General features: G+C 58.9%; 7 protein-coding genes and 1 pseudogene. 3 read left to right on the top strand and 5 right to left on the bottom strand.

What is annotated here, in order from left to right; all coding sequences use genetic code 11:
• Positions 1-211: 211 nt before the first annotated feature.
• On the bottom strand, positions 212-2848 hold the full coding sequence (locus EN893_RS13095) for an EAL domain-containing protein (protein WP_127272448.1): 2637 nt from the start codon (positions 2846-2848) through the stop codon (positions 212-214).
• Between the two features lie 299 nt (positions 2849-3147).
• Here EN893_RS13095 and EN893_RS40030 point away from each other — a divergent pair.
• The 3 genes and pseudogenes from EN893_RS40030 to EN893_RS13080 form a co-directional block, all read left to right on the top strand.
• Positions 3148-3330: pseudogene (locus EN893_RS40030) on the top strand (hypothetical protein); the annotation flags it as partial.
• A gap of 90 nt (positions 3331-3420) precedes the next feature.
• Entirely contained in the window at positions 3421-3771 is a 351-nt protein-coding gene (locus EN893_RS13085) for a hypothetical protein (protein WP_236383564.1), read from the top strand.
• 449 nt (positions 3772-4220) lie between these two features.
• On the top strand, positions 4221-4457 hold the full coding sequence (locus EN893_RS13080; protein WP_127272447.1) for a hypothetical protein: 237 nt from the start codon (positions 4221-4223) through the stop codon (positions 4455-4457).
• An 83-nt stretch (positions 4458-4540) separates the two neighbouring features.
• Here EN893_RS13080 and EN893_RS39210 read toward each other — a convergent pair whose 3' ends face one another.
• The 4 genes from EN893_RS39210 to EN893_RS13065 form a co-directional block, all read right to left on the bottom strand.
• Positions 4541-5005: an HlyD family efflux transporter periplasmic adaptor subunit gene (locus tag EN893_RS39210; protein ID WP_245473747.1), complete on the bottom strand. Its 465-nt coding sequence runs from the start codon at positions 5003-5005 to the stop codon at positions 4541-4543.
• Positions 4963-5358 carry a hypothetical protein gene (locus tag EN893_RS39205; RefSeq protein WP_245465164.1) on the bottom strand — a complete coding sequence of 132 codons (396 nt, stop codon included), beginning with the start codon at positions 5356-5358 and terminating at the stop codon, positions 4963-4965. The genes EN893_RS39210 and EN893_RS39205 overlap by 43 nt, the downstream gene beginning before the upstream one ends.
• Before the next feature lie 147 nt (positions 5359-5505).
• Positions 5506-5586 (bottom strand): hypothetical protein, encoded by an 81-nt coding sequence (locus tag EN893_RS40025; RefSeq protein ID WP_306256524.1) that lies wholly within the window; start codon positions 5584-5586, stop codon positions 5506-5508.
• Between the two features lie 166 nt (positions 5587-5752).
• Positions 5753-5977 carry a hypothetical protein gene (locus tag EN893_RS13065; protein WP_127266850.1) on the bottom strand — a complete coding sequence of 75 codons (225 nt, stop codon included), beginning with the start codon at positions 5975-5977 and terminating at the stop codon, positions 5753-5755.
• Positions 5978-6680: the final 703 nt, after the last annotated feature.

The following is a 6680-nucleotide window of genomic DNA, read 5'->3' as shown; positions in this document are numbered from 1 at the left end:
GCCTATAGGTGCCCCTCTGGGCCGCCGGGAAATCACATAAGCGCATTGTCAGGCGTTCGCCCGCCTTGATCTGCCGTCGAAGCGATCCTGAAGTTCCTCTTTCGGCACGGGTCGAATTGACTCACGAGGAACCTTTGCTTTGGCTCACTTCGCCGGCACGCAAGGGCGGAGCACATTGGCGAACCGGCGCTCTGACGGAGCGGGCATGACCTTACCCCGCTGCCAACCATTTGCGCGATTGCACAAACGCCGTGAAAGCCTTGGCCTCCATTGGGCGTCCAAAAACATAGCCCTGCAGGATATCGCAGCCTAGTTCCTTCAGGATGCGGGCGTGGTCGTTCGTCTCGACACCCTCGGCAATGACTTCGATGCCCAGCGATTTGCCGATCTCAATGATGGACGAGACCAGTTGACGCTGCGGGATCGACTGGGTGACGGGCGTGATCAGTTGACGGTCGATCTTGAGCCGGCGCGGCTGCAGCTTGAGCAGGGACACTATCGAAGCATGGCCGGTGCCGAAGTCATCGATCTCGATGTCGATGCCGAGTTCCTTTATGTGCTCCAGGTTCCACGTGACCAGGTCGTCATTATCATCGAGGAAGATGGACTCGACCAACTCAAACGAAAGGGTTCCTTTCTTGATGGCAAGCTTGCGCAAGCCATGGATCAGATCCTTGTCCTCCAAGCGCTTGGCGGAGACATTGACCGAGACGTGCGGGATGTTGAGACCGCTGCTCGACCAGTGCTCGAAGTTCTCTAGCGCCTGTTCCAGGACAGCGCGATCGATGACTGCCACGACGTTGAGTTCTTCGGCCACTTTAAGATAACTTTGGGGGGCCAGGATGCCGCGTGTTGGATGCTTCCAGCGCGACAACGCCTCTACTCCGACGATCTCAAGCGTGCGGGCGTCGAACTGCGGCTGATAGTATGTTGTGAATTCGGCGCGCTCCAGCCCGCCCAGGATTTCGTCGGCAATTTGCTTGGTCCGCACGATCTCGCTTTGCAGCTCTTCGTCAAAGAACTCGTGGCGATTGCGACCACGGCGTTTGGCCCGGTAAAGGGCGAGATCGGCGTTGACCAGCAGTTGCCTGGGTTCGGTTCCGGCGGCGATTCCGATGCTCACTCCGAACCGGCACGGATTGCCCAGAAAATCGACCGGCCGGCGCATCTGCGTGATGATGCGGTCGGCGAGCGCGGAAAGTTGTTTGTCATCACGCCCATGGCTCACCACAACGAACTCGTCACCGCCGATGCGTGCAACAAAATCACCGGGAGTCGTGTTGACCTTGATGACCTTGGAGGCGTGCACCAGCATAGCGTCACCTGCTGCGTGGCCCAGCGTATCATTGATCTGCTTGAAGCGGTCGAGGTCCAGATGCAGCAGTGCCGTACGGGTATCCTTTTCCCCGTTTTCGGCAAGCAACTCATCGAGATAGCGACGGTTGGGCAGACCCGTCAGCGGGTCATGCAGAGCCACATGCTCGACACGCGCTTTGGCGACCTCAAGTTCGGCATTTTTCGATTCTGACAGCTGGCGCTCTCGCATGAGCGTCTCGTTGAGCAGCACGTCGCTGGTCACGTCCCACTCGGCGCCAATCATCTTTGGCGTGCCGCCGATGTCCTGGAAGAAGGCTGCGCGCGTGCGCACGTGGCGCGTGCCGCCCTCCGCAAGCAGGACTCGGTATTGCGAGGAATAGGGTCCTTTCCTCTCTGCGGCCGACTCGAACTCCTGGCGCGCCCGGTTGAAATCGTCGGGATGAATGGCCGAAGCCCAGTCGTCATAGCCGCGCGGTTTGCCATCGGCTGGCTTGCCGTAGATTTGGTTGACGCGGTGATCCCATAGCAGCTCTTTTGTGGCCAGGTCGTGCTCCCACACGCCGATCCCAGAAGCTTCCAAAGCCAGCTCAAGACGGCCGGACAAGCGTCTGAGCTCGGCATAGTTTTTCTGTCTCTCGCCAAACAGCCGCCCGGCCACCAGGATCGGCAGCACCACCAGCGCGCCGGCAAAGCCTATGAGCCCCCGCAAAATCCAGGCATTCTTTGGAGTGGCTGGCCAGCCCCCCTTCGGTATGGCTGAAATCACCCAGGAGCCCGAAGGCAGTTGCACATCTGCCGACACTGGCTTGCCGGCGAGGACAGTGTCTCCCCCGAAGAAACGTTTGCCGCCCCCGCCCAGCCCGTCGGTCCCCGTCAGCGCGACGTCGATGTCTAGCCCGGGGTCATTCAGGCCACTTGCCGCGTAGAGCTGGTGGACATCGATGACGGCCGAGATGATGCCCCAGAAGCGGCTGCCGCCGCCCGCCGTCGGCACAAAGACGGGAATGCGGCCGACAAAGCCCCGCCCTCCCTGGGCCAGATCGACGGGACCTGCCAGCACAAGAATGCCAAGGTCGCGCGCGCGAAGCGCGGCCGTTCGTTGCGCCTCGCTCTTTCGGTAATCGAGCCCGATCGCCTTCTGGTTGCCTTCCATGGGATACATCAGTGAGATGACGAGATCGGGAGCACCGGCGATGTTGCGCAGCTGCGATTTCTGTTGGAACAGGTTGCTGGCAAGGGAGGCAAATCTCTGCTGCCCCATATACGGCTCCGTAACCACAGTCGAGACCAGGCCCTGAACGAGTTGGAGGTTACCGTTTACATTGCCTTCGAGCTTGGCCCGGATGATATTGACCTTGGCTTGGACTTCGGCGCGCGCGAGCTGATCGGAGACTTTCGTGTTCTGCAAGTCGGCAAGAATCGCGCAAATCACAAGCACGGCGACCGCAATTGCCGCCGGCAAGTTGGCCGTTGAAAAAACTGCCTTTCTTGCGCCTTCGAAATTGAAAATTGCTCTGCCCGATCCACCCAATTGCGTTTCCTTGACAACAAGCCCACCGGTCAACCTAGAACGAACTGCTTAAATTTAGACTTCGAAGCTACATAAAAGCTTCCGGTCTCTGCCACCAAGTTCCGAAAGGCTGCACTTTGGCGCTCGCCTTCGTCCTTGTTGACGATGCGAAAGCAAGGCTCCAGCAAAACTCTTGGTGAAATCTTCGACCAGCGGCCGCTTCTGCCGCTCGTGCGGAGGGCGGTTGGGTCCTCCTCACTGGGAGTGCCACCCCGGGGGCCGGCCGGTGCAACGCCCGCGAATGGCTTGGCGTATCGACCGATCGCGCCCAGCTATCCGAGATAGTTCATCGGGTGCGGCACGGAAAATCAGGGACGAACATCGGCATAGTCACGGCCCTCGACGATGCCGTTGCAACCTTCAACTCAAGGAGCGACGTTCGGGAGACACGAACTCGGGTGAGGACATGCCCTGTGTCAAATCCGATTGCCCTCCCAACTTAGGTTTCCTGTGTGAAATGGCGACGGCAGGATTGCCGGCTGCTCCCGCGCGCTCATAGTCGCTTCATGAATGCGCAGTACGTGGAACTCGTCTTGTTTGAACAGTCGCTGTCAAATCTAGGCAGTATGAATCGCCCGTTTTCCGATCGCGTGGAAGACGCGGCGGAAAAGACCGCCGGCTCGGTGCTGTTCGACGTCCGTGTCGACGGCGACCGGCGATTTCAAAGAATTGCGGCGATCGGATATGGCGCGGACGGCACTGTTGCAATTGCCATGGGCAACGACGGACACCTTGTTTCGGCGTCCATTGACGGAGGCGAGGCCTTGGTTGCCGAAATAGCGGCCTGGTGCTCGCTGAGCATGGCCGAGCAGTCTTCTATCAGCTGCAATGATGCCCCTGCCAGACTCCTCGCGAATTTGCGAACGGCCGGCATCCTCGATTGAAATGGCCGCACGGGTAGCAAGTAGGTGCCGTCGAACGGCGTGCCCGGTTATCAGGGCGCGCGCCCCAGAGTTGAGGCACTTGCCAAGACCCTTCTGGAGAACCAGCGGCAAGCAGGCATCATCCTCATGTCGGGGGGATTGCTGACGGTGTCAGTGGGAATGCCTCTTAAGATCGTTCGTAGCTTCGCTTGCGACCCCGGGCCAAGTGTCCCGACGGGGCAGGTCCCGTCATTGCTGGTCAGTGACGGGCCTTCGCGCTGGCACTGCTACCACCTTCTTGCTCGGATCCGACTAAAGCCCAACATGGAAGCGCAAAGGTCTGACCCATGAAACAACGGAGCCTTTTCCACATTTGGAAATGTGACCGTCGATCATTGTCTTCATCGTCGGTTGGTTGATTACCCGCCACGGCTCGCTTGGCGTGGCGGGTACTCATTCATGGAGAGCGCATGCATCCTGGTGAGATCATCGCGAACGCGTTTGCAGCGGGATTGGTCATCATCCTGATAGCTGTCTTTTTTCTGATTTTCGGGAAGCCGCTCTGGCCTGAACGACACGTCCGGATGGTCATCATCCCGCCTGCTCACCGAATGACCACCGCTATCAAGAGTGCAGGGCCAGACCTGCCAAACAAGATTGATTTGGAAGTTGTGCGCCCGAGGCCGACCACCAACAAGAGGACCTGAAGCGCCTTCGAAGCGATGCTCGCAGAGGCTTCGACGCGGCGGTTCACCAGTTGGCCAGCGCGAAGAATAGGCGCGAACTCCTATTATTTCTGGCGAAAGGCGGAGTGGAACGACACAACCAACGGACCTAGCACATAGTCGAGCGCGGTGCGTTCCTCGGTGACGATCATGACTGACGCCGGCATGCCCGGATAAAGCGCAATCTGTGGGGCTGCAGCCAATTCCACCGGGTCGACTGCTACGTCGGCAAGATAGTAGGGAAACCCGGTCTTGCTGTCGGTAATGCGATCCGCCGAAATGCGGGTGACGCGACCATGAACTATGGGTATTGAGCGCTGTTTGTAGGATGTGAAACGAACTTCGGCAGCCATACCGGGTCGCAGGTTCGATATGTCCTCGACGCGAGTCTGAGCCTGGACGACCAGCGAATTTTCGGTCGGAACGATATCGAGGATAGTCTGGCCCGGCGAAACGATCGCGCCGATCGAGAAGACGCTGAGATCCATCACCTGGCCGTCATAAGGCGCGCGCCCTTCGGCTCGGTCCATGGCAGCACGGCAAGGTTCGATTGCGTATCGATCAGCATGGCTGATAGTTTGGCTCGGCGCTCATAGGTCAATTGGGCGATCTGCCCGTTGAGTTCGGCTTTGCTCTGTTGGCTGCCGGCTATAGCGCCGAGGTTCTCGTCGATTAGGCCCTGCAGATCCGAGGCCGATCGTTCCAATTCCAGAATGCGCGGGCGGGTGGTCAATCCAGCCTTGAGCAGCTTTGACAGGCTGGCCTTCTCGTCGATGGTCGATTGCATCTGGGCCTGGTAGGATTGGACCCGGGCCTGCTTGCCCTGGATCTGCTCCTCGAGCTCGGCAATCCGCCGCTCGAGGATCTGTCTGGCGCCGGCCATCGAGGCGCGCTGCACGGATGTTTTGTTGCTTCTGCTGAAATGGCGGGAACACTTTGCTGCTGATGACCATTCGGAGGAGCTTCAATCCAGCGCGTTGCCAGTGGATCGGACGTTCACATGGTCAGGCATCGGACCGTCGTCACCTGGTCATCGGTGATCTTCTTCAGGTCGTCTTGTGGCATCGGCTTTCAAATAGCGGCGGAAATTCGCCAGCGTAACACCCTTCATGGTCGCGCCGCCCGGATCGGACGGATTGTCTGACCAGAGTCAGATTTCAAACGCGCGCAAGCGCCCGCGCAAAGTGGCTGTCATGGCTAGTACCTTCCGCCTGATGGGCAATTGTTAAGTTTGGCAGTGAAGTTAGGAGGGCGGAAAAATCAGTCGGTTGAGCAAATCAGCGGTCTAGCCGCTCGCACTCATCGAGTAGGCCACCAAGCTCCAGGCAGAGATCGACGCGGCCGAGGCTGTTTGCGTTGTCATCGATCCCCATGCGGCGGTTGTAGGCCGTGACGGTGTCCTTCAGTTGAGAAACACGACCGGCCTTATGACCGCTGGAATAGGCGAAACCAGCGATGCAAACGGTTGCGGCGATTGCAAGCGCGGCAGTCTTGGCGTTCATGGTACTTTCGCCTCTCGAATCAAATTTGGGGAGAATTCGTCCATGGAAGGGAGTTTGACCGAATTAGCAGCGCGGCTCCAGATGCAATGGAAGGCTTGGGCTCCCGCGATTGGCCTTGGAGTTGCCGCCGCCATCGGCATGATTTGGACCGTCTATCTGCCGATTGTCGGATTGCGTCACCTGCTCGGATACAATTAGACCTCTAGTATCAGCACAGGCTGGTCCAATCGTGCCCAGCTATCCGAGATAGTTCAGCGGGTGCGGGACGAAACACTGCGGACGAGCATCGGCAAAGTCGCGACCCTCGACGGCCGAGCAGTCATCTATCAGCTACAATGATGCCCCTGCAGACTCCTGGCGAATCTGAGAAAGGCCGGGCATCCTCGATTGAGATGGCCACACGGGCTGCAAGTAGTTGCCGTCGAATGGCACGCCCGGTCATCAGGGCGTGCGCCCCGAGCCGAGGCCCTTACCACGACCCTTTTGGAAAACAAGCGGCAAGGCATCATCCCCAGGTCGGGCGGATTGCTGACGTTGTCAGTGGTAGTGCCTCTTCGCAGAAATTAGACAGGCATTTGGGCAGAAGTGGTCATTTTCTGAAATTCGGAAAGAATCTCCGGGAAACTCTGCGCGAGATATCGAACGACACGGGCGTTCTCCAGCAACCGGCAGAGATACCCCCTGGCCACCACCAGATCCAGGT

The sequence above is a fragment of the Mesorhizobium sp. M7A.F.Ca.CA.004.04.2.1 genome, from assembly GCF_004022825.1.
Classification (GTDB): domain Bacteria; phylum Pseudomonadota; class Alphaproteobacteria; order Rhizobiales; family Rhizobiaceae; genus Mesorhizobium.
Note: the sequence above shows the minus strand (reverse complement) of the source record. Positions and strands in the feature narration are given on the sequence as shown.

Bases quoted from the DNA above. Each gene is read 5' to 3' on its own strand.
- EN893_RS13080 (WP_127272447.1), top strand. From the start codon at position 4,221: ATGCATCCTGGTGAGATCATCGCGAACGCGTTTGCAGCGGGATTGGTC.
- EN893_RS39210 (WP_245473747.1), bottom strand. From the start codon at position 5,005: ATGGACCGAGCCGAAGGGCGCGCGCCTTATGACGGCCAGGTGATGGAT.
- EN893_RS39205 (WP_245465164.1), bottom strand. From the start codon at position 5,358: ATGGCCGGCGCCAGACAGATCCTCGAGCGGCGGATTGCCGAGCTCGAG.
- EN893_RS40025 (WP_306256524.1), bottom strand. From the start codon at position 5,586: ATGAAGGGTGTTACGCTGGCGAATTTCCGCCGCTATTTGAAAGCCGAT.
- EN893_RS13065 (WP_127266850.1), bottom strand. From the start codon at position 5,977: ATGAACGCCAAGACTGCCGCGCTTGCAATCGCCGCAACCGTTTGCATC.